Origin of the sequence: Salinimonas marina, from assembly GCF_015644725.1 — a bacterium.
GTDB lineage: Bacteria > Pseudomonadota > Gammaproteobacteria > Enterobacterales > Alteromonadaceae > Alteromonas.
Map to the genome: position 1 here is coordinate 3,592,052 of NZ_CP064795.1, position 26,822 is coordinate 3,618,873.

Consider the following 26,822-nt stretch of genomic DNA (forward strand, 5'->3'; position numbering starts at 1 on the left):
GCCTTTTTTGTTAGGTTTTGAGCGGTTGCTGCTGTGATTAATAATGCGGCGGCGGGGTTTCTTCAGACATTTTGGCAAGATTGTCCGGCTCCATCGCTTTAACCTTATCCAGCACATGCTTTAGCTGTACCTGTAGCTTTTCCATTTGGTATTGCTGACTGGTAAGGGCATCATTGAGTTCATCAATGGTATGCTCCTGAAACGCCACCTTCGTTTGCAGATCTTCAATGGCCTGTAGCGCCTGACGCAACAAGCCTTGCTGATTAAGTTCATTCATGTTCAATTTCCCAAAGCTCGGCAAAGCCGCTACTGCTTTCTGACAGCACGGTATTATTGTTAACAAAAGCCACCGCATACACCAGGGCACTGGGCATCGAAGCGCCGTCGCGGGGTGACACGGCCCATTCACCGATTTGTTCGCCGGTTTTTACCTCCCACAGGTAAATGCGCCGCGCCGGTGAGCCGGTCAACAGATACTGACCGTCATCAGAAAAGACAGCATCGGTAAATATTTTCTGGCGGGCAATATACTGTAAGTTGGCGACCGGTGCACCTGTTTGCAAATTCCATATTTGTGATTTTTGCTGGCTGTCGGCCGTAAAGGCGTACCGGCCCTTATCGTCCACCGCCACCAGCGTGACCCGGCTGGGGTGATTAAAGGTATGAATAATCTGCCCCGTTTCGGTACTCCACAGATACGCCACATAGTCGTTACCACCGGTGAGCGCGTATTTACCATTGGGCGAAATATCCACACTATTAACTTTGGACTGATGCCCTAAAAACTCCATCCGCCGCCCGGTTTCAGGCTCAAAATACATCACCTTGCCGTTGCCCCGCCCCACCAGCACACCCTGGCCCTGATTCGCCACCGCAACATCACGGATACTGGACTCATCAATTCGCCAGAACCCTATGGGGTCGCCCTGGGCCATGCTCCACAAAGCAAAGGCATCGCGGTCGGCGGTCACAATCGTGGAATCGTCTGCGGCGATATGTATATTACCAATCAGGGTGGCAGTGTCGCCCTGATGCGACCACTGATACACCGGCTCCGCCTCACCCACCTGCCAGACACTGATGGTGTTGTTCATCCCGGCTACTACCGCGATCTGGCCCGAGCTGGAAATATCTGCTGCATACGCTCCTGCTTCTGCATGTTCCCACTGTTGCAGCGGCTCGCTTTGAGGTACTGAGCAGGCACATACCCAGCTCAGTAATACGCTTATCCAAAGCATTCGCGGGAACAAAACAAAATAAGTCATGTCGTAAGGGCGTCCGAATTAATGTTGTATTGCATCAGTGTATCGACTTTTTAGCACAACAATAAAGCTTTGAAGTCGGAGTCACAGACCGGGCCGGTAAGATAAATGATAGTGCCCCCTTGTAATCAGGCGCACACGCCTACACAGTATACAACAGTATGAAAAAGCGTTGTCTGTTGATGCGTTTCAAAAGGAACCTGACAGATCCGCAGATAAAACTCACGAAAATGGAGAAACGTTATGCGCAAGTCGCTCGTCGCCCTGTCGACAGTTGCCGCATTGGGCCTGTTTGCATGTCAGCCCGATACCGCCGAAAAAACCGAAAAAGAACAGGCTACTGAATCTTCTGGTGAAGAAATGACGGCAAGTCAGAAACATGCCTATGCCATGGGCGCCAGTATGGGGCTGTATGTTGACAACCGCGCAACTCAGCAGGAAAAACTGGGTGTCCCTCTTGATAAAGAAGCGCTGAAAAAAGGCTTTAACGACGGTCTTGAAGATTCACTGGTCTTTAGTAAAGAAGAAATTCAACAGCTGGCCCAGGAAGGCGAACAAAGCCTGCGTGAAAAACAGCAGGCTGCCGCCAAAGAGCAGGCTGAACAAAATGTTGAAAAAGGCAAGGAATACATGGCTGAAAATGCCGATAAGGAAGGTGTAAAAACCACCGAATCGGGCATTCAGTATAAAGTATTGGAACAGGGTGACGGTAAGAGCCCGGCCGCGGAAGATACGGTAAAAGTACATTATAAAGGTACCTTGATCGACGGTACGGTGTTTGACTCGTCGTATGATCGTGGCGAACCTGCGACGTTCCCGCTGAATCGGGTTATCCCTGGCTGGACCGAAGGCGTCCAACTGATGCAGGAAGGTGCAAAGTATGAATTTGTCATTCCGCCAGAACTGGCTTACGGCGAGCGTGCCACCGGTGCCATCACACCTAACTCTACGTTAATCTTTGAAGTTGAGTTGCTGGAAGTGGTGCAGGATGCCAGCGAAGAAAATGCCAGCGAATAATCGTTAGGCGCTGCAGATGAAAAAAAGCCGACGCCATGCGTCGGCTTTTTCGTTTAAGGCATATCCGTGCCTGCCTGTTCCCTACGTGCATAAACGCCTACAAGGTTTAAAGCGCGTGCTCCCATAGTAATGGGAACTATTCGTATGCCGTTTTCGAATCACCTAACCAGTGTAATCCTCCCAGACGACTTTACCAGCACTGCTTCAAACCGTTTTGGAACAAAAAGCCAATGGCTAATTACCGCAGGCTCTAAAGCCCGAGGGCCCCGGCGCTCCCGCTTAGCCCGCAAGGTGGCGCAATGATGTAAAATACGATGTCCTGCTTTGTACAACACCAGCCCGCCTACCAATAGGACGACGGTATTGAGGCTGTCGATACGACTGAGAATATCCACTACCCCCGCCACAAAAAACACTACCCCGGTTAAAAACAGTACAAAGCCCATCACGGTCAGGCCACTTTTTTGGTCCGGCCGGGATTTTGGATACCCGGTAGCCTTGAATTGTTCACACACCATAGTCATGCTCATATTTTACGAGGTTAAGAGATAATCTTCTCTTTATCAGACCGGTTCGCCACAGGAATGTTCCGCATTTCATTTGCTTCGCCTCTAAGCCAGCAAGCTTGATCCGGCAGCGTGGGCCACTTACTATCTTCTATCTAGTTGAATTACTAACATTTGGCAAATAATTGTGAAAACGCCGCTGGTGACCCGTAAGGGCTATTTAAAATTACGCGAAGAAATGGATTATCTGTGGCGTCAGGAACGCCCTGAAGTAACCCGTAAAGTCACCTGGGCGGCCAGTTTGGGTGATCGCAGCGAAAATGCCGATTATCAGTACAACAAAAAACGCCTGCGGGAAATTGACCGGCGGGTGCGGTATCTACGCAAGTGTCTGGAATACTTAAAAGTTGTCGACTATAACCCGGAACAAGAAGGTAAGGTATTTTTTGGGGCCTGGGTCACTATTGAAAATGAACAGGATAAAACCCTGACCCTGCGCATTGTCGGGTACGATGAGATTTTTGGGCGCAATGATTATATCTCGGTCGATAGCCCCATGGCCCGGGCACTGATTGGCAAAGCCGAAGATGACGAGGTGATCGTGACCACCGAAGCAGGTACCTTTGAATGGTGGATCACACGAATTTGGTATGACACCACCGATAAAGCCTGAAACCATCCCCTTCAGCGTTCGACTCTATAGCACTTTTTTGCGCATATCTTTGCGTTGACTATGCTGTTTTTTGGCCTCCAGCCGGCGCCGTTTTGCGCCTTTGCTAATGCGGGTCGGCTTGCGTTTTTTTCGCTCTACCAGGGCGCTGGCGATCCATTCTTTCAACCGGTTTTCCGCATCCAGCCGGTTTTGCTCCTGCGTCCGGTAATTTTGGGCCTTGAGGACAAATACGCCTTCGGTCGTCACCCGGTTATCGTGTTTACTGAACAGGCGTTGTTTGATGTTGTCTGACAACGAGGATGCCGCAATATCGAAGCGCAGATGAATGGCGCTATTGACCTTATTCACATTTTGCCCCCCGGCGCCCTGCGCCCGAATGGCAGTCATCTCTACTTCATGGTCTTCTAACCGAATCGACGGCGTGATCACAATCATAACGGTTTCTGCTAACTCCTTACTGACAATGGCGGGGGGCGGCGCCTGAACAGTGCCCCATATTTGCTTTTATTACGCACTATGGCCGACTAAAGATGTCATTACCGCCAAAAGTCCTATAGATAAACCATCAATATTCATAATATTGTATATACTTAATAAAATAATGTTTTGCCTGCACTGGTTGCACTGGGCAGCCGGCAATAAGCGCTGAAACATCTATATAGTTTTGTATGATAACTCATTTATGACATTACCCATGAACATGCAGGACCTCGAGCTTTATCAACGGCTGGATGGTAACAAGGAACTGGCGGAAAAGCTGATTGCCCGGTTTGCTACCAGTCTGCCTATTTTGATCGTGCGCCTGACGCTGGCCTTGAAAAACCAGGATAGCTTGCGGGCGGGCAGCCAGCTTACAATGTTAAAAGAAGTGGCCAGTGCATTGTCGGCACCGCACATTCTGCGAGCACTGACCGAACTTGAAACACAACTGCAGGGCACATCCTGTGTTCCGTCCCAGGACTGTATCAGTCGGGTCGAACACATTGCCGCCGATTTCAGTCGCCATCTGCACGCCTGTTCCCTTGGTAAGTAGTCCTGGTCAGATTTGACCACCAGATATTTTCACGGCCCCTTCTCCCAGCCGGCATCAATGCTATACTGACCGCCACATTCATTCATCAGGACCAGGGCCACCGACACAGCGCATCGCTGATCACTGGCATGGTCAAACGAGCATCGCATTACCATTATGATTATAAACACTCTTGCCAATGAGCTGTCGGTAAATTCGGCTCAGGTAGACGCCGCCGTATCCCTGCTGGACAGTGGCGCCACTGTGCCGTTTATTGCCCGCTACCGTAAAGAGGCCACCCAGGGCCTGGACGACACCCAGCTGCGTAATCTGGAACAACGCCTGACCTACCTGCGCGAACTGCAAGATCGCAAGCAGGTGATTCTTAAGTCGATTGAAGAACAGGGTAAACTGAGCGAAGCGCTGCAGGCACAGATTACCGATGCGGCCAGCAAGACCACCCTGGAAGACTTGTATTTGCCCTACAAGCCTCGTCGCCGTACCAAGGGCCAAATTGCCATTGAAGCTGGCCTTGAGCCCCTGGCGAACACCCTGTTTGAAGATCCGCAGCAAGATCCTGAGGCGCTGGCCGCCCGCTATCTGAATCCGGAACAAAAATTTGCTGACACCAAAGCCGTGCTCGAAGGGGCGCGCTTTATTTTGATGGAACGTTTTGCTGAAGACGCGGCGCTGCTGGGCAAAATCCGCCAGTACCTCACCGAACAGGCATTTATTGAAAGCTCGGTCATCATCGGTAAAGAAAAACAGGCGCAAAAATACAAAGATTATTTTTCCCATGCCGAAAAGCTGAAGTCGGTGCCCTCGCATCGGGCCCTGGCGATGTTTCGTGGTCGTAATGAAGGCGTGCTGCAAATTCAGCTGAATGCCGATCCGCAACAGCAGGATTCCCAGGCGTCTTCCCACTGCGAACAGATTATCGCCCAGCATTATCAGATTATGCACCGGAACCGCCCGGCGGATGATTTTATGCAGCAGGTAGTAAAATGGGCGTGGAAGATAAAAATCGCTCTGCATATGGAAACCGAGCTATTTAGCGGGCTGCGCGAACGTTCCGAAACCGAAGCCATTAGCGTGTTTGCCAAAAATCTGCACGACCTGTTAATGGCGGCACCGGCGGGAGCAAAAACCACCATGGGCCTGGATCCGGGTTTACGCACCGGGGTAAAGGTCGCCATTGTGGATAAGACCGGCAAAGTGCTCAGCACCAATACTATTTTTCCCCATGCCCCGCAAAATGCATGGGATAAATCAGTACGCACGCTGGCCAATCTGTGTAAGCAGCACAAGGTCGAGCTGATCAGTATTGGTAACGGCACCGGCTCTCGGGAAACCGATAAGCTGGTTTCTGAAATGCTCAAAAAAGAAGACACCGTCAAAGCCCAAAAAGTGATGGTCAGCGAGGCCGGTGCGTCGGTGTATTCCGCCTCCGAGCTGGCCTCAAAAGAGCTGCCGGATATGGACGTATCATTACGCGGTGCGGTATCTATTGCCCGCCGCTTACAGGATCCTCTGGCCGAACTGGTGAAGATTGAACCCAAAGCCATCGGGGTGGGCCAGTATCAGCATGATGTAAGCCAAAGCCAGCTGGGCAAGTCGCTGGACCGGGTCATCGAAGATAGTGTAAACGCGGTGGGGGTAGACCTGAATATGGCCTCTCCGGCGCTGCTTAGTTATGTTTCGGGTTTGAACAAAACCCTGGCGCACAATATTGTACAGTACCGTGATACCCATGGTGCGTTTACTAACCGCAAAACCCTGCTTAAGGTAGATCGGCTGGGGCCCAAAGCCTTTGAACAGGCTGCCGGCTTCCTGCGTATTTATCAGGGCGATAACCCGCTGGATCAATCTGCAGTTCACCCGGAGTCCTACCAGGTTATCGATGCCATTACCGCCAAAGCGCAGGTGTCAGTGGAAGCCCTTATCGGTAATACCGAGCTGCTTAAGAGTTTAGATGCCGCGGCGTTTACCAGCGATAAATTCGGTCTGCCCACTGTGCGCGATATTTTGAGCGAGCTGGACAAGCCGGGACGGGATCCCCGTCCCGAATTTAAAACAGCCTCTTTCAAAGAAGGCGTGGAAACCATTGCTGATTTAACCGTGGGTATGATTTTAGAAGGTGTGGTGAGCAATGTGGCGAACTTCGGAGCATTTGTGGATGTAGGCGTGCATCAGGATGGTCTGGTGCATATCTCTGCGCTCACTGATAAATTTATCTCTGATCCACGAGAAGTGGTCAAAGCCGGCGATATTGTCAAAGTAAAGGTCATGGAAGTGGATGCCGACCGTAAGCGCATTTCTTTTTCGATGCGCCTGGATGACACACCTGGCGCGCCCAAACCCGCACGCCCGGCGGCCAAAAATGCAGGTAAAAAACCCAAAGGTGGCAATAAGCCCGCGGCCAAAGCTCAGCGTAGTAGTCAACCTGGTAATGGCGCGATGGGCAATGCCTTTGCCGACGCTTTTGCTAAAGCCAAGGACAAGTAAACCACGGTAGTCAGGCTCTAGGCGCTGGCGGTAAAGCCGGCGTCAGTCCCTTGATAAGTATTGCGGTAAGTTTGCTGAATAAGCAGCCTCCGTGCCTGCATGCTGGTTTCATCATAATCAGCTGGACGCTCTGGTGAGATAGCCGCTGAGACGGCAGGGGTCAGGGTGTCTACCCATGCATCGATATCACTAAACATCCCGGCCCGCCGCTGGTTTTGCGGGTTGGCTGCCAGTTCACCAGCCAGGTCACTACGTGCTTGCTGCTCGGTAGCAGCCGCCTGCGCCGCCACTGTGCGATCCTGCATAGAGGGTTCGGCCGGGGCCAGCGCAGCGCGGCGTACCTGGCGCATTTTTTCAATGGTTTGCTGAGCCGTTGCGGCTTCGCTTACATCGATACTCACTTCGCCATCGGTTACATAACGTTGATTGTCCGGACCGGTGGTGTATTCATATTTCGGGGCCCCGGCGTACTGCCCCCCCGCCACGGCATGCGCCTGTTCATGGACCCGGACTTCCTGATCGCGCTGCTTCAGCGCCGCTATTTTTGCCTCCTTCGCCTGTTGTTGCTGACGCTGCTCGGCACTGTCACGGCCACTGCTTTGCTGACCGGCAGTGTCTGGCTCTGGTTGTTCGTTAGGTGTGTTTGCCTCGGCGCCAGGGTTGCTTTGCGGCTTGTCATAAGTCGCCGCTACCTGCTTTTGTAAGGAGGCGCGGGCTTGTTCACCCTCACTGCCCAGGCCTTTTTGGGCGTTATTTTTGTCGGACTCGGGGTTGGCAGGAATCGATTCGCGCAGCAGGTTGTCACGCCGCGCCGCTTCGGTGGCCATATTGGCCGTAGGCAACGCCAACGCAGTGGGAAGCGGCGTAACAATATTCATCGTTTCAGGCCAGCGTATCGATAAGTCGGCCCAGGGTGTCATTGCTGACCTCTAAGACCCGGGCGGCAGCCTGCCCCTGCCTGTTGCTGTATTGCAGCGCGACTATATCGTCGGTAAGCCCCCCGGCTACCGGTCCGGTGGCAGCGACCGGCGCGGACGAACTGTCTGTAGCAGCGGACTGTCCGGTTTGCCGGGCAATATTGTGCGCCGCCTCAGACATCTCCTGTGAAGCGCTATCCAATGCCTGTCGTGCACTACCAAAGGCAGGCATGGCCATGGATGTTCCTAAACTGATCACTACATCATCCTCCTGGTGGATGTGTAATTATTAACCAGCCTTTGCAAAATGTAAAAGTTTATCTGTGTTTGAGCCGGGTTGCCGCCACCGCTGCTAGGCCAGAAACTGGCGAATTACCTGCGCAGTCTGCTGAGGATGGGAAATAAAAGGCGCATGGGAGGCCTTAGATAGCACCACCGCATCGCAGGCTGGATGAAGGGCGCATAGGTGATCAATGGCACTGACCGGTACCAGACTGTCGAGCCGTCCGAAAATACGCAGGGTTGGCTGTTTAATCCGGGTAATGTCCTTCCGCAAATCTTCGGTGGATAACAGTGACAGCGCGGCGGCTAAGGCAGGCTGTGACGGTTCCGGATAAGCGGCCATGGAGCTTTTGATGGTTTTGATGTCCTGGCGCGCCGAGATGCTGCCCATGGCCTGGATAGCCAGAAAACGTTCCAGCGTTTTTTTGTAGTCGTTGACCAAATCCTGCTCAAACTGATTCAGCAACTCAGGCGCGATCCCCGGCCAGCCCTGCCCTGCCACAAAACGCGCCGTGGACGCTACCGTGACCAATGCGCGCACCTGCTCAGGCGCAGTCAGAGCCAGTTGCTGGGCCACCATACCGCCTAACGACCAGCCCACCACGGTGCTGTTTGACGGCAACATAGGTTGAATGGCGTCGGCCAGTCCGGCGATGGTGTATGAGGTGGGAGCACGCTGATGGTTTTCACCAAACCCAGGCAAATCAATGGTGGTCACCCGAAAGTGCTCAGTTAACAAGGGCGCAAATTCGCTGAACACACCGCTGTTCATGCCCCAGCCATGCAAAAAAACCAGATCTTTTCCTGTGCCCTGGGTACGGGTGATAAGTGCAGGAGGATTGCTATTCTGTTCAGCCACAGTCATGTCCTTAAATACACAATGAACCAATGAGTATGAGAAACTTATGCCATCTTGCCTCACAAGCCTGGCTAAAACGTCTGTTGCCGGGGCAGTGTTGTTTGTTGTGTAAACAGCCCAGCCACATACCGGTGTGTAGCTACTGTGAGCATGATACACGTTTTTTTCAACATGATGGGCGCCCCATTAATTTATTATTACGCCCGGAAATAGCCCGGCATGTTCGTCATGCTCACTACACCGGCTTACTGGCCTGCGGTTATTATGAGTGGCCATTTGATACCCTGATCCCACGCTTTAAATTTAATCGGGATTTTCGCGGCGTTGACTCATTATGTCGGTGGTTGAACGGGCCTATCGGGCAATATCTTGAACACCAGGTCGCGAGTATGCGTCCGCAACTGTTGCTACCGGTGCCATTACGAGCGACAGGTTACTGGCAAAGACAGTTTAATCAGGCGCAGATAGTAGCTGAAGCCATTGCTAATAAATGGCACCTGGAAGTGGGTTACGGGTGGGCGCAGCGGGTGGCCGGAAAGCCGCAACATCAGCAAAACCGTACCCAACGATTGCTGAATTTGCGCCAGGCCTTCAACGTTAAGCCGCTGCCCAGGGTCCATTCAATCGCCATTGTGGATGATGTTATCACCACCGGCTGTACTGCCGATGCGTTGGCGGGATTACTACGACGCCAACATCCACACCTGCATATTCAGGTATGGACGCTGGCAGTCACCCGCTCACCACGAGCCCGTTAGCGCTTTAACTGGCCATCATGATACAGCGCATTACTCATCAGCTTGTCGGTGCCATACCAATAGCCGCGAAAATGCACATTATCCACAAAGCCCACCACCAGGCCCTGGCCCATCGGTTCGGCAATGATGGCGGCGCTGTTGCTTATCATCGACACCAGTTCATCGGCGCTGTAGCCCGCCACCAGCGGCTCATTCTGATAAACCGCCGGGGTCGTGAACGGTGAGTTATCCGACTTTACAATCATGTTGGTGGTTTTAAACAACGGCACGGTGTCGCCCTCAAAGCCAAACAACAACGGGTGAGTCGTATCAACCCTGGCCCGGTAAACCGACCCGGCGATGATTTTTTTAGCCTGGCGGGCGCGCTGATCGCCAAATTTCAGACCCTCGGTGCTAAAGGCATCATCAACAATGTCTTTATCTACGATATCCAGATCCAGCCACTGCTGTTTTTCGAAAAACTTCAGCGCCGTGCGCATGCCAATTAATGTGCCGCCCTGCTTAACCCAGCGCTCAAGTGACTGTCGTGCTTTTTCGCGCAGGGTACTGTAATTGCCACTGGCAAAGATAATATGGGTGTAGTTGGCCAACTCGGTGCGTTGCAGACGTTGCTGTTCGACAATAGAGGCAGCCAGGCCCACCCGGGTGTCCAGATAATGCCAGATTTCACCGACTTCGTATTCACGGGTGCCGGCGCCCCCGACTATCAGCACCTTAGGTTCGTTTACCGGTACCATGTCGCGACTCCCCAAATCAGGGCCCGAGGCGGTAAAGCCGCTGCTGATAGAGTACACTGGTACCTGATGCTGCTTACTGAAATGTTGCAGCCGGGAGACCAGATTGTCAGGCTGAGCCAGGGGCGTGGAGATAATCATGGTCCCCGCCGCAAAGGAATGCTTGTCACCATTTACCAGTGACGCCGAGAAGCCCATGGGGGTCGAGCGAACCTGCACCCCTTCTTCCAGCAGACTTTGCAATAACGCCGGTGCATAGTAATGACGCCAGTCAATGGCGTAGGCATAGGCGTCAGCGTTAATCTGCGGCAAAGGCTGCGCGGTGGGCGCGCTATCTGCCAGGGTCACCCGCCGACGCTGTCCTTTACTTACCGCTTCATAGGTGAGGTTAAATGCCAGCGGTAAATTCCAGTTCGAGACATCATAAAAGGTATTATCAGCAAACGACTGACGCGTGGAAAATAGCGATTTTATTAGCCGGTAAGCAGGTTGGTTTAATGGTACCAATACGGCTTTGCCCGCCTTGAATGTATGCCCTTTCAGTGCCGCTTTATCGCCCAGCCACTGATATTCAATGTTATGTTGCTCAAGCAGGCTTAACATTTGTGAGAAGCGGGCCGTATCGGCGGGCTGCTCAATCACAAAGCCAAAGGTGCTGTCTTTTTCAATCAGTTGTGCCGTGTCCTGGGCAAATTCTTGCTGGTAAGCCAGCAACGCCGGTTTATTGGCCAGGGCCCCGGCAAAGGTACTTAACGACGTTGTCACCTGGTTGGCAATGGTATCGGTGAACGCCAATGGCCCGTTGATGGTATCCTGCAAATGGCCCCGACTGCTGGCCTGCTCAAACAAAATACCGACGGTCCCCAGCGAGTCCGGGTAGGACGACCCTTTACCATAATAAAAGTCATCAAAACCTTCTTCGGAAAAATACAGCTGTCCGGCTTTATCCAACGCCTCGACATGATAGGTTGCCAGCGCTTCTGTCAGGGTAACATTGCCTTTGGGCGTATTGGGATTTTTTCGGCTGGGCACGCCGGGCTGAAAAAAGTAGGTGCTGTTGGGGCCCATCTCATGAAAATCAGTCAGCACATGGGGGCGCCAGCGCTGAAACTGTTTAATCCGGGCGCGGGACTCTGGGTGGGTCAGTAACAGCCAGTCGCGGTTCAAATCAAACCAGTAATGATTGGTGCGCCCCGACGGCCAGCCTTCGATATGCTCACGGTGGGCCGGATCGGCCACCAGCTGCTGCCCCTTGTGCATATTGGCCCACTGCGCAAAACGCGACAACCCGTCCGGGTTGAAAGAAGGGTCCAGCAACACAATATTATCTTGTAACAAGGCATCGACTTGCGGGCTGTTCCCCGCGCTCAGATAATAGGCTACTAACAGCGCGGCATTGGCACCAGAGGGCTCATTACCATGGATGCTATAGCCCATGTACAATACCAGTGGCGCAGCGTTATCTTCGCGTTCACCCTGTTGCAGTTTACGCATGTGTTGCTGGCGCAATGTTTCCAGATTCGCATGATTTTCAGGGGCGGTGATGGTCAGCAGCAACAGCGGCCGGTTTTCGTGGGTGCGCCCGGTTTCCTGAAGACTGACCCGTGCCGAGGCCTGAGCCAATTCACGCATGTAACCCACCAACTGGTCATGGCGCACATGCCATTCACCCACGTTGGCCCCCAGATAAGCTTCTGGCGTCGGAATATCAGGGTTATAGGTTGTATTGGCTGGCAGGTAACTGGCGGCCGGACGGCCCCCTGGTGTATCGCCGGCACTCATCGCGATGGCAGGGACCGCAAGTAATGTCAGTGAAGAAAGTAGCAGCACGACAAAGCGCCGCGTGGTTTGGCCGGTAAGCGCAACTAGCTTTCGCATAAATCAAATTTCCGTTTGTCGTTGTAAAGCTCAATGAACCTGATAGTAAAATGCCATCAATACTTGACTGTTTTACTCAGGTAAATTTGTTATTATAACGTCCAAATACGATTCAACGCAGGACTTGGTAATGATTACTATATCAGAAGAAGCTCAGGCTCATTTTGCAAAATTACTGGAAAAACAGGAATCCGGCACTAATATCCGTGTATTCGTCGTAAACCCTGGTACCTCCTCCGCCGAGTGTGGTGTGTCTTACTGTCCGCCTAACGCCGTCGAAGATACCGATTTACGGTTTGAACTTAACGGCTTCGATGCGGTGGTGGATGCCGAAAGCGCCCCGTATCTGGAAGAAGCCGAGATTGACTATGTCACCGACCAGATGGGTTCTCAGCTGACCCTTAAAGCGCCGAACGCTAAGGCCCGCAAAGTGGCGGACGATGCGCCTCTGGTCGAGCGTGTTAATTATATGATTGAAGCAGAAATTAACCCGCAACTGGCCAGTCATGGCGGGCATATTGTGCTAGCAGAAATCACCGAAGAAGGGTATGCAGTGCTGCAGTTTGGCGGCGGCTGTAATGGCTGTTCCATGGTTGATGTGACACTAAAAGAAGGCATCGAAAAACAGATGCTGGAAGAGTTTGCGGGCGAGCTTAAAGGCGTAAAAGACGCCACTGAGCACGAGGCAGGCTCACACTCTTATTACTAAGCAAGCGAACTGACCGGTGATAAAATCTGGTGCCTCTGCTGCTGCCAGCTGGCTGTCATTGACGGCCAGCTGGCGACGTTTTAAGTGGGGTCTGGCCATTTTTTTAACTGGCCTGGCCGGTTTGTTGCTCACCAGCCAATGGCATGAGGTCGCCTACTATTGCAGCATGGCGATTCTGTTAGCCGGCTTTGCCCTGGCGATGGTGGGCTATGCCGGCATCTTCTGGCATCGCATCAGCGGCCTGAATCCCCGTGGGAAATCGTCTCGCCGCGATAATTAAGTCGATATAGCACCACGGCCAGCGTTACCCCCGGGCCAGCAAGAACGCCAGCAAGGCATACCACAACGCCATATTACCCTGGGTTTTAAACAGCCACCAGACCGGGAAAAAGACCGCCATCGCGCTTAAAATCATGGTGTCGCGCATGGCTGCGGAACGGGTCAAACCCACAAATACCCCATCGAACAAAAAGCACCAGTGCCCGACAAGCGGCAGGACGATCATTAAGGGTAAATAGGGCAAAGCAGCGTTAAACAACGATGGCAAATCGGTCAGTAAACCAATAATTTGCGTGCCACCTAACCAGAATATCAACGCATAACCGATGGCAACGACACTGGACCAGAATAACCCCGGTGGGTATGGGTCATCACCGCTTCGGGATCGCGGCGCCCCGTGGCCTCACCCACCAGCGCTTCCACCGCATAGGCAATGCCATCCAGCCCCAGCGCGATCAGCACAAAAAACTGCATCAGCACCGCATTTACCGCGGCGGCGGTTTCGCCATACCGGGCGCCTTGCAAAGTGACAAACGCCAGACACAACTGCAGTGCCAGGTTGCGCAATAACATATTGCCATTTAAGCGCATCAGCATTTTGCGTGCGGCGGCATTAAACCAGTGCCACTGAGCCGGCACAAACCCCACTTGTTTTAAGGCCACACCCAGCGCGGCTACCGCCATAAAGCTTTCGGCGATTACACTGGCAAGGGCTACGCCATCCACCGACATCCCCAGGCCAAATACAAACAGCATGTCCAGACCTGCATTGAGCAAATTACCGATGATTTGAATGGTCATAACAGCACGGGTACGTTGCTGGCCTACCAGCCAACCTACCAGCACCAGATTTAGCATGGCGGCCGGCGCGCCCCATACTCTGACAGAAAAGTAAGCACTAACGAACTGAGAGACGGATGCCGACGGTTCCGCCAACAGCAGGCCCGCTTGTAATACCCAGGTCTGCGTTATCCATAGTCCCAGTCCTAGCAGCAATGCCATCGCGCAGGCCTGATATAGTACTCTGGCAGGCTCTGTAGAAGCGGGCCTGGCGCCACGGGTCTGAGCGCTAAGACCGGTCGTCGACATCCGCAAAAAGCCACAGACCCAGTAAATCTGGGTCAGAATTAGCGCGCCAATAGAGGCACCCGCCAGCATGGCGGGCGAATCCATATGGCCCATTACCGCCGTATCCACCAGCCCTAATAAGGGTGTGGTAATATTGGCCAGAATCATGGGCAGGGCCAGGGCCAATAGATGCTGATGAGCCTTTAGCCCGGTCAGCGGTGCTGATTGAGTCACAAGTTTACATTACAAAATAAGAGGTGTTGCGGTGCAGTCTATCATGAGAATTCTGGTTTCTTCCTGGCTATTACTGGCCAGCCTGGCAGCAGTGGGTGAGACAAATTCCCCGGTGGTTCACAGTGCGCCGATCCTGTTGTATCACCATGTGGCCAATGATACCCCGGCCAGTACCAGTATCTCGCCGGCACAGTTTGAACAGCATATGGCGTATATTAACAAGCATCATACCGTGCTGCCGCTTACAGAGGTAGTAGCCGCCATCAAAGAGGGTGAGCCTTTGCCCGCGAATGCATTGGCCATCACCTTTGATGATGGCTATAAGAATATTCTCACCAATGGCCATCCCATCCTGAGTCGCTATGATTTTCCCTATACCATCTTCATAAATCCGGCTGAGATTGGTCAGCGGGCCGATCAGCTTAGCTGGCAGGAGGTAAAGCAGATGCAGCAGGAAGGCGTATTGTTTGCTAACCACACTCTGGATCATTTGCATATGCTTAACAAAAATAAAGACGAGTCTGATGCTGCCTGGTTAGAGCGCGTCTGGAACAATGTCACCGACGCCCAGGCCATGCTTGAGGAAAAACTGGGTACGTCGATAACCTATCTGGCCTATCCCTTTGGCGAATACAACCAGGCCCTGGAAGAGCGCTTAGAGCAACAAGGCTATGTTGGTTTTGGCCAGCATTCCGGAGCAGCCGGCGCGGCCTCACCACTGACCGCCTTGCCCCGCTTTCCGGCCGCAGGCCCCTATGCCAGCCTCAACAGTTTGAAAACAAAAATGGCCAGCCTGGCACTTCCGGTAGCCCAGACCAGCCACCCGCAGCCCCAGCGAAGCGCTAAAGCCCCGGGCACCATCACCCTGACCATAGACAGTGAGGACGTGCGCTTAAGTCAGGCCGCCTGTTATTTTAATGGCAACCAGATTAACACCCGCACCGACGCCCAACAGTTATCTTTTACCCTGGATAAAAAGTTGCCCACCGGTCGCTCCCGGGTTAATTGCACGGCGCCTTCAAAGCAGTTTAACGGACGCTACTACTGGTATTCCCAGCCATTTTTTGTGGCTAACGAAGCGGGACAATATCCTGACTAAGGCAATGTTGAAAAAGGCCGGCAGGCGGTAGCCCTGCCGGCCTTAAACCATGATAAAGACGATGTATTAAGCCTGGCGCCTGCCTGCAAGGCTATTGTTATCTGGGGCTAGCAATACCGCTGTTCTCTATTCTACTATCGCGATTTAACATGACCCACACCAGGCGCCGGGGGGTCTTCACTTTCTGATCCGCAGCCCCGGTGGTTCATCCTAACAATCCCTGGCCGGGCCTTCCTTTTCTTTAACTTGCGCTGCCACTTGCCTGGTTAACTGAATAAAACGCCCGTGGTGGTAGTGCTCAGTAAATCCCTGGGCCAGATAAAATAACCGCGCCGGGGTATTGTGATGATGGACGGCCAGCGTCAGTTCTTGCTTTGACAGTTGCCGGGCTTGCTGCTGCATAAACGTCAGTAATGCCGCCCCGATCCCCTGCCGACGCCACAGCGGGTGTATCGCCAGGTGCCCGATGCCTAATTCGTGGGGGCCGGGCCCGGCCAGCTCGCCGGTCAGTTGCTGACTGCGCAGTAGCACATCTAATGCTGCTTCCACGTCATAAAAGCGCGAAATGGAACGCAGCGTCTCGCGGCCAAAGTCTTCGCCCAAATGGTCATGCCAGCAGGTAACCAGTCCGACGACGGTCTGATGGTGCTCAGCCACCCAGTGTTGCTGATAGCCATACTGACCTGTCGCCTGGTGCCAGGCAAAATGCAGGTAGGCGGCCGCCTGGGCGCTGTTGCCATGACCAAATATGGGCACCAGCAAGGCCTCTCCTGCACTTAACAGTAGGGGTACTGCTTCCGTGGCGTCATTCGCGCAGGCGGGGCGGATGCGTAGCAGCGGGTTCATGGGTAGTTAGCGATGATTACCGGCATATCCGTTACAATATGTTCAGGCTTTACCACCGATAGCTGGCCTACTGTGCTATCAGGTTTAAATCGTCCCACCACCTGCGCCTTGGGCGACACCAGTACCACCGACGCGCTATGATCCACCAGGTAATCACCTTGTTCGGTGCTTTCGCTAAGTGCATACACCAAACCAAAGCTACGTACCAACGGAAATACCTGACCATGGTCGCCGGTAGCAGCAATAAAATCCTCATTAAAATAACTTTTGTAACTGGCTAAACGCGCTGGCGTGTCGCGCCCCGGATCTACGGAGACAAATAACACCCTGATAGGATACTCACTCTCGATAGCCTGCAACTGAGAATAAATACGATTGAATCCCGCCATGGTTGCCGGGCAGATATCCGGACAATAGGTATAACCTAAAAAGACCAGGGTCCACTGATTTTGCAGACTTTGAGCATTGAGAGTTTCGCCATTGGCACGGGTGAGACTAAAGTCGGGTAGCGAGCGGGTCGCCGGATAGGCCTGGAAATGCTCTGGCTCAGGGGCAGAAATGGCATGCTCCGGCGGGGCTATGGTTATCGCAGCCCAGATTCCGGCAACAAACGCGATGACCAGAACCAGGCCGATTATTGTGTTTTGCTTCATAGTGTTATGGGTATGTAATGGTCAATCAACAGAACCACAAACAATACCATGAGATGCACAATAGAAAACCGGAATGTTTTCATGGCCCAGCCGGGCTTGTCAGAAAACTTCAATTGCCAGGCATACCAGACAAAACCAGCATTAAGCAGTGTACTGCCCACCAGATAGATCAGGTACGACATACCGGTCAGATACGGCAAAAAACCCACCAGCATCAACAAGGCGGTATAACCAAGTACCCAGGTTTTGGTAAAGGCCTCTCCGTGAGTAACCGGCAACATAGGAATGTCGGCCCGGGCGTATTCTTTTTTACGATGAATGGCCAGAGCCCAGAAATGCGGCGGGGTCCAGGTAAAGACAATCAACACCAGCAATAATGCATGGGGATGAATGTCGCCGGTCACCGCGGTCCAGCCCAGTAACGGCGGGGCAGCACCGGCAAGCCCGCCGATCACAATGTTCTGGGGCGTAGCACGTTTTAAAAACATGGTGTAAACGCCGGCATAGCCCACCAGTGACGCCAGCGTCACCCAGGCGGTTAAGGTATTAACCAGCAGCATCAGACAGGCAAAGCCGGTGACCCCTAACGCCAGCGCAAACCACAGCGCCTGCCCTACCCCGACCTTACCTTTGGCCACCGGCCGGTTATAGGTGCGGGCCATGATGCTATCAATTTTGTGATCAACCACATGGTTAATTACCGCAGCGCTGCTAGCCAGCAAGCCGATACCCATCAAACCCGCGACCAGAATGTCTGCCGGTACCAGGCCCGGGGTGGCCAGACACATTCCCACTAAGGCGGTGAGCAACAATAGCATTACTACCTTGGGTTTGGTCATTTCATAAAAATGGCGCCAATTCAACGGGGCGTGAGCGGCCTCCTGGTCGTGTTCAGTCAACTCTGCAGATTTAGCCATGCGCTTTTTCCTTCAGGTGCGACAGCTGATAGGTTATCCACACCATAATCAGCAATAAACATGCTGCGACAAAGTTGTGCGCAACAGCAATGGTTAATGGCAGGCTCATAACCACATTACTGATACCCAGCATGACCTGGGCAATCAACACCAGAATAAGCGCCGCGCCGGCAGTGTTCATCAATTTTGATTGTAGCCGTAACAGCCCGATACCCAGCGCCAGTAAATACACAAATGTGACCAGGGCCCCTGCCCGATGCACAATATGCATGGTCATGCGCTCAGAGTATCCATGCACTCCGAATTCGTAGTTGTCTGCCACCGGCACGCTGTAAGCGCCGGGCATGTCGATTTGTGTCCACCACTGCCCTTCACACACCGGAAAGTTAGTACAGGCCAGCGCCGCATAGTTGGCTGAGGTCCAGCCGCCCAGAGCTATCTGACATCCTAAAATCAGTATGCCAAAGAACGCAAATCCCAGCATTCGACGCGCTGATTTTAGCTTGTCCTGACCCATCACCGGCTGCAGTCGCAGATACATTAAAAACAAACAGCACAATACGCCAAAACCACCTAATAAGTGCCCCATCACCACCACCGGCAACAGGTTCAGCGTGACGGTCCACATCCCCAGAGCCGCCTGAAAGACCACCAGGGCACACAAAAATAATGGTAATCCCATGGGCATCCGCGGATCCCGTCTGACTGCCGCCCGAATCGCAATAGCGAAAATGAGCAGGCCCAGGGTGCCGGCAAAATAACGGTGAATCATTTCGCTCCAGGCTTTACTTGCCTCCAGCGGGCGGTCGGGAAACGCCTGGTTTGCTGCGGCGACTTTATCGCTGGAAGCCGGTACAAATAGCTCTCCGTAACAGCCGGGCCAGTCAGGACAGCCAAGCCCGGCGTCGGTCAAACGGGTGTACGCCCCCAGCACAATAACGACCACCGCCAGCAACAAGCTACACAAGACAAGTTTTCTCATACCTGGACTCCTTTTCCGGGTTAGCCAATACGCGATAGTTTGAGCAGTTTACGAACATCCGCCAGAATGTCGCGGCTGCCCAGGATTGCCTGCTCCCGGCTGGCCGGAATCGCGTAGCGCAACATGGCATTGTTCATGGTATCCACCACCAGTACGGTATTGCTTTCGTTTTCGGGCAGGCTGGCTGAAGCCACTACTTCCAGGTTAGGTTGTTGCTGCAACTGCTCAATTTTGCTGGCATCGCTGGCGGCGGAATATAAAATAGTGGGCTGGGCCCGGTCCGTTGCCCGCCCCAATGCCAGCCATACCTGTTGGATACTGTAAATGGCGTTTTCGCAGGTGCTGTCACAATGAGCTGGCAAATGGTAGACCAACCGCCATTTACTTGGTTGGTCCTGCAAATACGAGGAATAGTCCACCACCGGCTGGATCAGCTGCCCCTTATTGGTCGCCCCCTGATTAAACCACTGATTATCCAGCGCCAGTTTGGCCAGCAGTACCGGTAAGACAAACACCGCCGCCACGGCCAGCATGGTCAGATGTTTATTTTTGTTTTGTTTGAACATGGGCGTTACCTCGCGAAAAAAATACTACACAGGCAATTACAGCAGCGGCTATTGCCAGACCAAACCACTGAATTGCATAACCAAGATGTTTCTCTGGAGACATCACCACCGGTTGCCAGTTACGCACAAACTGTGCATCTTCCGGGGTCTGAAGCTGTACCACGAAGGGTAAGAAAGCTTGTTTTGTCACTTGCTTTAAATGCGCTATATCTATTTGTTGTAGCAGCAGCTGGCCATCTTTCAGCCGGGTAGCCGTTTCGCGAATGACCGGGTTATCGGCGGGGATCCGGATGATTCCTTCGGCGTTGGTTAGTTGAGCAGGCAAGGTGACGGCCGGCAGGTGCTGACGTGACGAAGTTGCCGGCACCCAGCCAAAGTTGACCAGAACCTGCCCGGCGTCGGTGATGACCGCAGCCAGCACCTGATACCCTACCCGGCCATTTTCAATCCGGTTATCCAGGTAAACAATATAATCTGGCCGAACCCGTCCATTGACCGTTACCGGGTAGTCCTGGAGATCCGGATTGAGCGTATTCAGAGCCGCCAAAGAAAGAGGGCCATCGTGTTTTTTTTGCGCTATGCTAGCCAAACGCAAAGACTTTTCTTCCATACGCTCGAGCTGCCACATACCCAGCCGTACCATTATGGCAATGGCCAGCAGGGTCAGGCTTAGCCCGACCACCCAGCGCGGCTGACGCCAACGTGAAGAAAAACCAGACACCTTTCGGGAGACGCTATGCTGATTAAAATTATTGTGGTGGTGCTGTTGATTTATATGATTGTGAACCTGTTTCTGGCGATGCGGGTGATGATGAAAAACGATACGGCGGGCAAACCCATGAGCAAGTATATCGGCCGCCGGGTACTGACATCCGTGTGCATTGTGTTGCTCATCCTGTTGGCGATAGCTACCGGTCTGATTCATCCCAACCCCCGTCCCTATTAACGCCATAGGGCGTTAAAGGATATATACAAAAACAAACAGTATTACCCACACCACATCGACAAAATGCCAGTACCAGCTGCCCGCCTGAAAGGCAAAATGGTTATCGGGACTGAAATGGCCTTTCACTACCCGGCCAAACAGCACCATCAAAATAATGGTCCCCAGCGTTACATGCATGCCGTGAAAACCGGTGAGTAAGAAGAAGGTATTGCCATAAATACCGGATTGCAGGGTCAACCCAAGTTCCTGATAAGCATGAATGTATTCTTCTACCTGCAGCGTTAAGAACACACACCCTAGTAAAATGGTCAGACCTAACATCCAGGTCAGTTGTTTACGTTTGTTCTGTTCAAGCCCGGTATGAGCAAAATGCAGCGTCACCGATGACACCAGCAAAATCAGGGTATTGATGGCAGGTAAGCCGGTAGCTTCCATCTGTTGGGTGGTGGTGCCATTGGGGGTGGTCAACAGCGGCCACATGGCTTCAAATTGTGGCCACAGCACTGTGTTGGTCATTTCATTGTTGGAAGCGCCGCCCAACCAGGGAATAGAAATCATGCGGGCATAAAACAACGCACCGAAAAAAGCGGCAAAAAACATCACTTCGGAAAAAATAAACCAACTCATGCCCTGGCGGTATGAACGCCCCAGCTGAGCGCTGTAGAGGCCAGACATAGACTCGTCGATTTGGTTTTTGAACCAGCCCACCAGCATCACCAACAATGCAACCAGCCCACTGCCCAGAAGCAAGCTGCCATAGCCATCGGTGCCCTTACTGAACTCAATGACCACATTGCCCGCACCTACCGCGATCAGGAACAAGGCTACGGCCCCCACGATGGGCCAGGGACTTTGTGCCGGAACATAATATTTTTCATAAGGCTGTTGCATGACTTTCTCCTGTAGCCTTTAGGCGCGTTACACTATGGAGCGCCATCGGTACGTTTCAGATACGGGTTTTCACTAGCACCCAGTGTGTCGGCCCGGGCCGTCACGTCATATAATGTGTACTGCACGGTAAAATAAGTAATGTCGGTGGGAATTTGCGGGTCGACATAAAACGACATCGGCATCAGTGCTTCTTCCCCTGCCGCCAGCGGTTGCTGGTTGAAGCAAAAACATTCGGTTTTATTCAAAAAAATGGCGGCCTGCCCTGGCGACACCGAAGGAATGGCCTGGGCAATATAATCGCTACGCATTGGGTTGCGAACATAGAACTCCACCGTCGCCAACTCGCCGGGATGGACCTTCATTCGTTTGGTGCGTGCCTGAAACTCCCACGGCATGCCCGTATTAGTGCGGGTCAGAAATTCCACCGTGATCAGGCGCGATTTATCGATTTGCGCCGGCTGATATACCGCTGCCGTGGTCGAAGTTTTGCCGTTAATGCCGGCGACATCACAAAATACGTCGTACAGCGGTACCAGCGCAAAGCCGAAGCCAAACATGCCCACCACGATGATCACCAGCCTGATCACCATGTTGTTATTGCTGGTGCCGCCGGACATCTATTTCACCACCGGCGGGGTTTCGAACGTATGATAAGGCGCCGGTGATGGGATCTCCCACTCCAGTCCATGCGCCCCATCCCACACCTGATCAGAGACGGGATCGCCCTGCTTACGACACGCCTGGATCACCAGCGCCAAAAAGATCAGCTGCGATAATCCGAAAGCAAATCCGCCGATACTGATCCATTGATTAAAGTCGGCAAACTGCAACGAATAGTCCGGGATCCGCCGTGGCATCCCTGCTAGACCTACAAAATGCATAGGGAAAAACAGGACATTTACCGAAATCAGTGAGCACCAGAAATGCCATTTGGCCAGCGTGATATTAAACATCCGCCCGGTCCATTTAGGCAGCCAGTAATACACGGCCGCCATGATGGAAAAGATAGCCCCGGTCACCAGTACATAGTGAAAGTGCGCTACTACAAAGTAGGTATCGTGATATTGGAAATCCACCGGCGTAATAGCCAGCATCAAGCCTGATAATCCGCCAATGGTGAATAAAACAATGAAGGCCAAGGCAAACATCATCGGCACTTCAAAGGTCATCGAGCCGCGCCACATGGTCGCTACCCAGTTGAATACTTTGACGCCGGTCGGTACCGAGATAAGCATAGTGGCAAACATGAAAAACATTTCCATATAGACCGGCATGCCCGTGGTAAACATATGGTGCGCCCACACCACAAACGAAAGCAGCGCAATTGACGCGGTGGCATACACCATCGAGGCATAGCCAAACAGGGGTTTTCGGGCAAAGGTCGGGACAATATGCGAAATAATCCCAAACGCCGGTAAGATCATGATGTAGACCTCCGGGTGACCAAAAAACCAGAAAATATGCTGAAACATAACCGGATCACCACCGCCGGCAGCATCAAAGAAACTGGTTCCGAAGAATTTGTCGGTGAGCACCATGGTAACCGCCCCCGCCAGCACCGGCATGACCGCGATCAGCAGAAAAGCTGTGATCAGCCAGGTCCATACAAACAGCGGCATTTTCATCCAGGTCATGCCGGGTGCCCGCATGTTAAATATCGTTACGATCACGTTAATCGCCCCCATAATGGAAGAGATCCCCATTATGTGAACGGAAAATACAAACAGGCCGGTACTGTCATTGCTGTAAGTGGTGGACAGGGGCGCATAAAATGTCCAGCCGAACGCCGGACCGCCGCCTTCCATAAAAAGCGAGCCCAGTAAAATGGCAAAGGCAAAAGGTAAGATCCAGAAGCTCCAGTTATTCATTCTGGGCAAAGCCATATCCGGCGCGCCAATCATCATGGGAATCAACCAGTTAGCCAGACCGGTAAAGGCTGGCATCACCGCCCCGAACACCATGATAAGCCCGTGTACTGTGGTCATCTGATTGAAAAAATTCGGCTGCACAATCTGTAACCCGGGCTGAAATAATTCAGCACGGATTACCATTGCCATTGCTCCGCCCACCAAAAACATGATGAAAGCGAACCATAAATACAACGTTCCGATATCTTTGTGGTTAGTGGTAAGTACCCATCTCATTAACCCTTTAGGAATATGATGATCATGGTGATCGTGCGGATCGTGTGCATCTGCCGACGGCTGATGATCGTTATCGATCGTGGCCTCATGCGATGTCATGTTGGTTGGTTTCGTCATGATGCCCTCCTATTGGCCATTGATGAATGCGTTAACATCTTTGGGCTGAACCAGTTCTTCGGTATTATTGCCCCAGGCGTTGCGCTCGTAGGTGATGACTGCGGCCAGTTCTTTGAGGCTCAACATTTTGCCGAAAGCCTGCATCGCGGTGCCGGCTTTGCCGTTGACCACAATATCAAGATGCCCCTGCATATCTTCCAGAGCAATCTGACTGCCTTTGAGCGCCGGAAATGCGCCTTTTAGACCTTCACCATTAGGCATATGACAGGCAGCACAGGCGGCGTTGTAAACCTTTTTGCCTTCGGTCATGAGCTCTTCCATACTCATGCTCATGGCCAGTAAACGTTGCTCTTCCGCTTCTGCTTCCTGTTTTTTCTGCTGCTGATCGCTCATCCAGGCATTGAACTCAGCCGGTTCTTTAGCAATGACCACAATGGGCATAAAGCCATGATCCTTGCCACACAGCTCCGCACATTGTCCGCGGTATAATCCGGGCTCATTCACCTTGGTCCAGGCCTCGTTAATAAAACCAGGATTGGCATCTTTTTTAACGGCAAAATCCGGCACCCACCAGGAATGGATGACATCGTCGGAGGTAATCAGAAAACGGACTTTCTGACCGGTAGGAATGACCAGCGGCCGGTCAACTTCTAATAAATAGTTTTGGCCTTTTTCATAACGGTTGTCGATTTGTTCACGCTGGGTGGCCATCAACGAATAAAAGCCAATGTCCTCATCCATGTATTGATAATGCCATTTCCACTGGGATCCAGTGACCAGCACAGTCATATCCGGCTCGCTGGTGTCTTCCATTGCAATCAGTGTTTTGGCTGCAGGAAATGCCATAAATACCAGAATGAGAAAGGGCACCACCGTCCAGGCAATTTCCACTTTGACATTTTCATGAAACTTGGCGGGTTGCGCGCCCCGAGAGCGGCGATGCAGATAGATAGAGATAAACATAGCGCCGAACACCACCACAGCGATGACGACACAAATGGTAAACATCAACATGTGCAGGTCATAAACCTGCCCGCTGATATCCGTTACGCCTTTGCGCAAATTGAGTGTGGTAGCTTCCCCTGTTGCGCCATCGGCGGCGAATGCACCGGTAAATGCAGTGGTTGTTGCTAGCGTCCCCAAAGCCATCAATACGATATTCGTGAGCCTGATCACTCAGCACCTCCCTGATGGACGAATCCCAGGCGCATCTGTGTGGCTGTGGACTCGTGTTGTTACGACCAATTTCGTTATTGGTGGTTTTATCTATTTGTTATTCTTATGTTAATAACGGTATAAGAATTAAACAAATTTCACGCAGAGTCTAGTGTTTTGGTAAAATTTTATACAAAAAAACCTCAAGCCACTGTTTCTCAGCAGGCTTTAGGGCCATTCAGGCAATGGTGGTCAGGTTGACAGCAACGCCAACCAATTTTGGGACGCGCAGAACCACAGAAACACGGAAAAGCAGTCCGCAATTAAGGGGTAGCCGTTCAGCAAGAAGAGGGGTAGCCGTTCAGCAAGAAGAGGGGATACAGATAGGGGGAAAAAACGGCAACCATAGGTCGCCGTTAGGGGTACTTACATCCAGTCAGCGTTGCGAATGACGCCGACGGCCAACCCTTCAATAGTAAAAGGCTGAGCCGACAAGTCGACCTTGATCGGGGAGAATTCATCATTTTCGGCGTGCAATAAAACTTCGTGGCCACGTTTTTCAAACCGCTTTACGGTGACATCATCTTCCACCCGCGCGACCACAACCTGACCATTATGGACATCGGTGGTGCGATGTACGGCAAGCAAGTCGCCATCTAAAATACCAATATCTTTCATACTCATGCCATCTACACGCAGTAAAAAATCAGCGTGGGGCCGGAACAAATCAGGGTCCACCTGATAATGGCTCTCAATATGCTCTTGCGCCAGAATAGGCTCGCCGGCGGCCACCCGACCAATTAACGGTAAACCGTGGTCTTCGTTGGCAGCTTCATCTTCAAGGGGCGCAGTCAGACGAATCCCCCGGGAGGTGCCCGGCAGGATCTGAATCACCCCTTTGCGCGCCAATGCTTTAAGATGTTCTTCGGCCGCATTAGCCGACTTAAAGCCCAGCCGCTGCGCGATTTCCGCCCGGGTAGGGGGCATACCCGTATCTCGCATATTGGCTTTAATAAGTTCGAGTACTTCGGTTTGTCGGGGGGTTAGTGGACGCATAAACAGCCTGGTTTTACATACAGTTATTTATGAGTATATACAGGAACTTGCAAATCGCAAGGGCCAGAGCCCCATTTTATGCATAATTTGTTTAACTTTTTAACACTGTCGCCGTCGCATTTTATGCCAATAGTGGCCCTCCCCGGCATATCGGTGAGGGTGGCAAGCAGGTATACTAGGCTTCTTTGTCTGCCAGTTGGTACTTTATGCTTTTAAATGATGTGTTACGTCGCTTGCGCTTTGCGTTAAGTCTGGACAACCGCGCCACCCTCAGTGTGTTCAAACTTATGGATTACACATTAGAAGAAGAGTACCTGGCGGCCATGATGCTGCGTGAAGAGGAGCCTGGTTTTTTGCCATGCCGGGACAAAACCCTTGGTCTGTTTTTAGATGGACTCATCATTAAACAACGCGGCCGCAAAGAAGGCGCAGCGCCGCCGGTTTTGGCTGCTAACCAGCGACTGTCTAACAACGATATTTTACGCAAAATAAAAATTGCGATGAATTATCAGCAGGATGACATGATCCGGATATTGCGGGCGGCAGACTTTCCGGTAGGCAAAAGCGAACTAACCGCCCTGTTTCGCAAGCCCGATCATCGTAGCTACCGTGTCTGTAAAGACCAGCTATTACGCAACTTTTTGCAGGGTATGGTGATTGAACACCGGCCCGACGCGCGTCCGAAAAAACCGTCTTAACTGACGGGGCTTCGATCCCCACGGCTGCTTGTTGCGTTGTAATAACTCAGTTTAAATTT

At 52.4% G+C, this 26,822-nt stretch carries 29 protein-coding genes and 1 pseudogene; 10 read left to right on the forward strand and 20 right to left on the reverse strand.

Going from position 1 to position 26,822, the window contains the following annotated elements; all coding sequences use genetic code 11:
- Nucleotides 1-37: 37 nt before the first annotated feature.
- Both IT774_RS16150 and IT774_RS16155 read right to left on the reverse strand, forming a co-directional pair.
- Nucleotides 38-277 carry a SlyX family protein gene (locus tag IT774_RS16150; RefSeq protein ID WP_195810679.1) on the reverse strand — a complete coding sequence of 80 codons (240 nt, stop codon included), beginning with the start codon at nt 275-277 and terminating at the stop codon, nt 38-40.
- Entirely contained in the window at nt 270-1,238 is a 969-nt protein-coding gene (locus IT774_RS16155; RefSeq protein WP_195812333.1) for a WD40 repeat domain-containing protein, read from the reverse strand. The genes IT774_RS16150 and IT774_RS16155 overlap by 8 nt, the downstream gene beginning before the upstream one ends.
- A gap of 267 nt (nt 1,239-1,505) precedes the next feature.
- Here IT774_RS16155 and fkpA point away from each other — a divergent pair, with 267 nt between their 5' ends.
- Nucleotides 1,506-2,279 (forward strand): FKBP-type peptidyl-prolyl cis-trans isomerase, encoded by a 774-nt coding sequence (gene fkpA, locus IT774_RS16160; protein ID WP_195810680.1) that lies wholly within the window; start codon nt 1,506-1,508, stop codon nt 2,277-2,279.
- Nucleotides 2,280-2,437: 158 nt separating this feature from the next.
- Here fkpA and IT774_RS16165 read toward each other — a convergent pair whose 3' ends face one another.
- Nucleotides 2,438-2,797 carry a hypothetical protein gene (locus IT774_RS16165; RefSeq protein WP_218958925.1) on the reverse strand — a complete coding sequence of 120 codons (360 nt, stop codon included), beginning with the start codon at nt 2,795-2,797 and terminating at the stop codon, nt 2,438-2,440.
- 175 nt (nt 2,798-2,972) lie between these two features.
- Between IT774_RS16165 and greB the strand changes: the two genes are divergently transcribed.
- Complete coding sequence (greB, locus tag IT774_RS16170) at nt 2,973-3,458, forward strand: transcription elongation factor GreB (protein ID WP_195810682.1); 486 nt, start codon at nt 2,973-2,975, stop codon at nt 3,456-3,458.
- A gap of 24 nt (nt 3,459-3,482) precedes the next feature.
- Here the strand turns inward: greB and arfB are convergent, their stop codons facing one another.
- A complete protein-coding gene (gene arfB / locus IT774_RS16175; protein WP_195810683.1) occupies nt 3,483-3,893 on the reverse strand; it encodes an alternative ribosome rescue aminoacyl-tRNA hydrolase ArfB in 411 nt (136 codons plus the stop codon).
- A 259-nt stretch (nt 3,894-4,152) separates the two neighbouring features.
- On the opposite strand from arfB, the gene IT774_RS16180 reads away from it, so the two are divergent.
- Both IT774_RS16180 and IT774_RS16185 read left to right on the forward strand, forming a co-directional pair.
- The gene (locus tag IT774_RS16180; RefSeq protein WP_195810684.1) at nt 4,153-4,491 is read left to right on the forward strand and encodes a hypothetical protein; all 339 of its coding nucleotides are present in this window, start codon (nt 4,153-4,155) and stop codon (nt 4,489-4,491) included.
- Between the two features lie 156 nt (nt 4,492-4,647).
- Complete coding sequence (locus IT774_RS16185; protein WP_195810685.1) at nt 4,648-6,975, forward strand: Tex family protein; 2,328 nt, start codon at nt 4,648-4,650, stop codon at nt 6,973-6,975.
- Nucleotides 6,976-6,992: 17 nt separating this feature from the next.
- Here IT774_RS16185 and IT774_RS16190 read toward each other — a convergent pair whose 3' ends face one another.
- From IT774_RS16190 to bioH, 3 genes are all read right to left on the reverse strand, one after another.
- On the reverse strand, nt 6,993-7,895 hold the full coding sequence (locus IT774_RS16190) for a putative metalloprotease CJM1_0395 family protein (RefSeq protein WP_195810686.1): 903 nt from the start codon (nt 7,893-7,895) through the stop codon (nt 6,993-6,995).
- The gene (locus IT774_RS16195) at nt 7,858-8,130 is read right to left on the reverse strand and encodes a hypothetical protein (RefSeq protein WP_195810687.1); all 273 of its coding nucleotides are present in this window, start codon (nt 8,128-8,130) and stop codon (nt 7,858-7,860) included. Before IT774_RS16195 ends, IT774_RS16190 begins: the two co-directional genes overlap by 38 nt.
- Before the next feature lie 114 nt (nt 8,131-8,244).
- Nucleotides 8,245-9,033: a pimeloyl-ACP methyl ester esterase BioH gene (gene bioH, locus IT774_RS16200; RefSeq protein WP_232365029.1), complete on the reverse strand. Its 789-nt coding sequence runs from the start codon at nt 9,031-9,033 to the stop codon at nt 8,245-8,247.
- Between the two features lie 35 nt (nt 9,034-9,068).
- Here bioH and IT774_RS16205 point away from each other — a divergent pair, with 35 nt between their 5' ends.
- Complete coding sequence (locus IT774_RS16205) at nt 9,069-9,791, forward strand: ComF family protein (RefSeq protein ID WP_195810689.1); 723 nt, start codon at nt 9,069-9,071, stop codon at nt 9,789-9,791.
- Here IT774_RS16205 and IT774_RS16210 read toward each other — a convergent pair.
- A complete protein-coding gene (locus IT774_RS16210) occupies nt 9,788-12,403 on the reverse strand; it encodes a M14 metallopeptidase family protein (protein WP_195810690.1) in 2,616 nt (871 codons plus the stop codon). The two genes, IT774_RS16205 and IT774_RS16210, sit on opposite strands and share 4 nt — an antisense overlap.
- Before the next feature lie 130 nt (nt 12,404-12,533).
- Between IT774_RS16210 and nfuA the strand changes: the two genes are divergently transcribed.
- Together nfuA and IT774_RS16220 are read left to right on the forward strand one after the other, a co-directional pair.
- Complete coding sequence (nfuA, locus tag IT774_RS16215) at nt 12,534-13,112, forward strand: Fe-S biogenesis protein NfuA (protein ID WP_195810691.1); 579 nt, start codon at nt 12,534-12,536, stop codon at nt 13,110-13,112.
- A gap of 16 nt (nt 13,113-13,128) precedes the next feature.
- A complete protein-coding gene (locus tag IT774_RS16220) occupies nt 13,129-13,392 on the forward strand; it encodes a hypothetical protein (RefSeq protein ID WP_232365030.1) in 264 nt (87 codons plus the stop codon).
- Here IT774_RS16220 and IT774_RS16225 read toward each other — a convergent pair.
- Nucleotides 13,346-14,627: pseudogene (locus tag IT774_RS16225) on the reverse strand (MATE family efflux transporter). The gene IT774_RS16220 and the pseudogene IT774_RS16225 sit on opposite strands and share 47 nt — an antisense overlap.
- Before the next feature lie 109 nt (nt 14,628-14,736).
- Here IT774_RS16225 and IT774_RS16230 point away from each other — a divergent pair.
- On the forward strand, nt 14,737-15,792 hold the full coding sequence (locus tag IT774_RS16230) for a polysaccharide deacetylase family protein (protein ID WP_195810692.1): 1,056 nt from the start codon (nt 14,737-14,739) through the stop codon (nt 15,790-15,792).
- A gap of 210 nt (nt 15,793-16,002) precedes the next feature.
- Here IT774_RS16230 and IT774_RS16235 read toward each other — a convergent pair whose 3' ends face one another.
- The 6 genes from IT774_RS16235 to IT774_RS16260 all read right to left on the reverse strand — a co-directional run bounded on the left by IT774_RS16235 (nt 16,003) and on the right by IT774_RS16260 (nt 20,477).
- Nucleotides 16,003-16,548: a GNAT family N-acetyltransferase gene (locus tag IT774_RS16235; protein ID WP_232365219.1), complete on the reverse strand. Its 546-nt coding sequence runs from the start codon at nt 16,546-16,548 to the stop codon at nt 16,003-16,005.
- An 86-nt stretch (nt 16,549-16,634) separates the two neighbouring features.
- Nucleotides 16,635-17,291, reverse strand: coding sequence for an SCO family protein (locus tag IT774_RS16240; RefSeq protein ID WP_195810694.1), 657 nt, complete (start codon nt 17,289-17,291; stop codon nt 16,635-16,637).
- Nucleotides 17,288-18,208, reverse strand: coding sequence for a heme o synthase (cyoE, locus tag IT774_RS16245; protein ID WP_195810695.1), 921 nt, complete (start codon nt 18,206-18,208; stop codon nt 17,288-17,290). Before cyoE ends, IT774_RS16240 begins: the two co-directional genes overlap by 4 nt.
- A complete protein-coding gene (locus tag IT774_RS16250; RefSeq protein WP_195810696.1) occupies nt 18,201-19,190 on the reverse strand; it encodes a COX15/CtaA family protein in 990 nt (329 codons plus the stop codon). Before IT774_RS16250 ends, cyoE begins: the two co-directional genes overlap by 8 nt.
- A gap of 20 nt (nt 19,191-19,210) precedes the next feature.
- A complete protein-coding gene (locus IT774_RS16255) occupies nt 19,211-19,756 on the reverse strand; it encodes a hypothetical protein (RefSeq protein WP_195810697.1) in 546 nt (181 codons plus the stop codon).
- The gene (locus tag IT774_RS16260; protein ID WP_232365031.1) at nt 19,734-20,477 is read right to left on the reverse strand and encodes an SURF1 family protein; all 744 of its coding nucleotides are present in this window, start codon (nt 20,475-20,477) and stop codon (nt 19,734-19,736) included. Before IT774_RS16260 ends, IT774_RS16255 begins: the two co-directional genes overlap by 23 nt.
- Before the next feature lie 15 nt (nt 20,478-20,492).
- On the opposite strand from IT774_RS16260, the gene IT774_RS16265 reads away from it, so the two are divergent.
- Entirely contained in the window at nt 20,493-20,702 is a 210-nt protein-coding gene (locus tag IT774_RS16265) for a DUF2909 domain-containing protein (RefSeq protein ID WP_195810698.1), read from the forward strand.
- A 12-nt stretch (nt 20,703-20,714) separates the two neighbouring features.
- Here IT774_RS16265 and IT774_RS16270 read toward each other — a convergent pair whose 3' ends face one another.
- The 5 genes from IT774_RS16270 to lexA all read right to left on the reverse strand — a co-directional run bounded on the left by IT774_RS16270 (nt 20,715) and on the right by lexA (nt 26,065).
- The gene (locus IT774_RS16270) at nt 20,715-21,593 is read right to left on the reverse strand and encodes a cytochrome c oxidase subunit 3 (RefSeq protein WP_195810699.1); all 879 of its coding nucleotides are present in this window, start codon (nt 21,591-21,593) and stop codon (nt 20,715-20,717) included.
- Between the two features lie 32 nt (nt 21,594-21,625).
- A complete protein-coding gene (locus IT774_RS16275; protein ID WP_195810700.1) occupies nt 21,626-22,210 on the reverse strand; it encodes a cytochrome c oxidase assembly protein in 585 nt (194 codons plus the stop codon).
- Nucleotides 22,211-23,836, reverse strand: coding sequence for a cytochrome c oxidase subunit I (gene ctaD / locus IT774_RS16280; protein ID WP_408641222.1), 1,626 nt, complete (start codon nt 23,834-23,836; stop codon nt 22,211-22,213). It abuts the gene before it with no gap.
- Nucleotides 23,837-23,863: 27 nt separating this feature from the next.
- Nucleotides 23,864-25,030, reverse strand: a complete 1,167-nt coding sequence (coxB, locus tag IT774_RS16285; protein ID WP_232365032.1) for a cytochrome c oxidase subunit II — start codon at nt 25,028-25,030, stop codon at nt 23,864-23,866.
- A 405-nt stretch (nt 25,031-25,435) separates the two neighbouring features.
- Complete coding sequence (lexA, locus tag IT774_RS16290; RefSeq protein ID WP_195810702.1) at nt 25,436-26,065, reverse strand: transcriptional repressor LexA; 630 nt, start codon at nt 26,063-26,065, stop codon at nt 25,436-25,438.
- A gap of 206 nt (nt 26,066-26,271) precedes the next feature.
- Between lexA and IT774_RS16295 the strand changes: the two genes are divergently transcribed.
- Nucleotides 26,272-26,763, forward strand: a complete 492-nt coding sequence (locus IT774_RS16295; RefSeq protein WP_195810703.1) for a YehS family protein — start codon at nt 26,272-26,274, stop codon at nt 26,761-26,763.
- The last annotated feature ends 59 nt before the right edge of the window (nt 26,764-26,822 follow it).

Coding starts and splice junctions, on each gene's coding strand:
- IT774_RS16240 (WP_195810694.1), bottom strand. CDS start 17,291: ATGAAGCAAAACACAATAATCGGCCTGGTTCTGGTCATCGCGTTTGTT.
- nfuA (WP_195810691.1), top strand. CDS start 12,534: ATGATTACTATATCAGAAGAAGCTCAGGCTCATTTTGCAAAATTACTG.
- IT774_RS16195 (WP_195810687.1), bottom strand. CDS start 8,130: ATGGCCATGCCTGCCTTTGGTAGTGCACGACAGGCATTGGATAGCGCT.
- arfB (WP_195810683.1), bottom strand. CDS start 3,893: ATGATTGTGATCACGCCGTCGATTCGGTTAGAAGACCATGAAGTAGAG.
- IT774_RS16265 (WP_195810698.1), top strand. CDS start 20,493: ATGCTGATTAAAATTATTGTGGTGGTGCTGTTGATTTATATGATTGTG.
- IT774_RS16230 (WP_195810692.1), top strand. CDS start 14,737: ATGAGAATTCTGGTTTCTTCCTGGCTATTACTGGCCAGCCTGGCAGCA.
- IT774_RS16270 (WP_195810699.1), bottom strand. CDS start 21,593: ATGCAACAGCCTTATGAAAAATATTATGTTCCGGCACAAAGTCCCTGG.
- cyoE (WP_195810695.1), bottom strand. CDS start 18,208: ATGGCTAAATCTGCAGAGTTGACTGAACACGACCAGGAGGCCGCTCAC.
- IT774_RS16150 (WP_195810679.1), bottom strand. CDS start 277: ATGAATGAACTTAATCAGCAAGGCTTGTTGCGTCAGGCGCTACAGGCC.
- IT774_RS16155 (WP_195812333.1), bottom strand. CDS start 1,238: ATGCTTTGGATAAGCGTATTACTGAGCTGGGTATGTGCCTGCTCAGTA.
- IT774_RS16255 (WP_195810697.1), bottom strand. CDS start 19,756: ATGTTCAAACAAAACAAAAATAAACATCTGACCATGCTGGCCGTGGCG.
- fkpA (WP_195810680.1), top strand. CDS start 1,506: ATGCGCAAGTCGCTCGTCGCCCTGTCGACAGTTGCCGCATTGGGCCTG.
- IT774_RS16250 (WP_195810696.1), bottom strand. CDS start 19,190: ATGAGAAAACTTGTCTTGTGTAGCTTGTTGCTGGCGGTGGTCGTTATT.
- IT774_RS16210 (WP_195810690.1), bottom strand. CDS start 12,403: ATGCGAAAGCTAGTTGCGCTTACCGGCCAAACCACGCGGCGCTTTGTC.
- ctaD (WP_408641222.1), bottom strand. CDS start 23,836: ATGACATCGCATGAGGCCACGATCGATAACGATCATCAGCCGTCGGCA.
- IT774_RS16190 (WP_195810686.1), bottom strand. CDS start 7,895: ATGACACCCTGGGCCGACTTATCGATACGCTGGCCTGAAACGATGAAT.
- IT774_RS16295 (WP_195810703.1), top strand. CDS start 26,272: ATGCTTTTAAATGATGTGTTACGTCGCTTGCGCTTTGCGTTAAGTCTG.
- IT774_RS16185 (WP_195810685.1), top strand. CDS start 4,648: ATGATTATAAACACTCTTGCCAATGAGCTGTCGGTAAATTCGGCTCAG.
- IT774_RS16205 (WP_195810689.1), top strand. CDS start 9,069: ATGAGAAACTTATGCCATCTTGCCTCACAAGCCTGGCTAAAACGTCTG.
- lexA (WP_195810702.1), bottom strand. CDS start 26,065: ATGCGTCCACTAACCCCCCGACAAACCGAAGTACTCGAACTTATTAAA.
- IT774_RS16275 (WP_195810700.1), bottom strand. CDS start 22,210: ATGTCCGGCGGCACCAGCAATAACAACATGGTGATCAGGCTGGTGATC.
- IT774_RS16165 (WP_218958925.1), bottom strand. CDS start 2,797: ATGGTGTGTGAACAATTCAAGGCTACCGGGTATCCAAAATCCCGGCCG.
- IT774_RS16180 (WP_195810684.1), top strand. CDS start 4,153: ATGAACATGCAGGACCTCGAGCTTTATCAACGGCTGGATGGTAACAAG.